The sequence below is a fragment of the Acinetobacter sp. NIOH-H-8 genome, assembly GCF_046635365.1.
Classification (GTDB): domain Bacteria; phylum Pseudomonadota; class Gammaproteobacteria; order Pseudomonadales; family Moraxellaceae; genus Acinetobacter.
This window is the reverse complement of sequence record NZ_JBHDVN010000397.1, coordinates 1-314: the sequence shown is the minus strand read 5'-3', so window position 1 is coordinate 314 and position 314 is coordinate 1. Positions and strand designations below refer to the sequence as shown.

The window sequence follows — 314 nt, the reverse complement described above, 5'->3', positions numbered from 1 at the left end:
TTCTTTTGAGCTTGTCATATCGAGTAGCTATTCCTCTAAATTGCTTTAATCTACAAAACATATTTTCAACTAAATGCCTGATTTTATATAAATACCAGTCCATATGATCATTGTTCGATTGGCTATTCGTTTTCTTTGGTATATTCGCTTTAGTCCCTGTTTTCCTGATCTGTTCACGCAGTGGTTATGAATCATAGCCTTTATCTGCACATACCACTTTTGTCTCTTTTAAATCTAATGTTGATATTAAATCAGGCGCAACTTTAACATCATGTGTGGTTCCATCGGTAATCATGAAATCAATAGGATTGCCA

Annotated in this window: 1 pseudogene; it reads right to left on the bottom strand. The window is 34.1% G+C overall.

What is annotated here, in order from left to right:
* A pseudogene (locus ACEWB7_RS18830) lies at positions 1-314 on the bottom strand (IS5-like element ISAba31 family transposase); the annotation flags it as partial.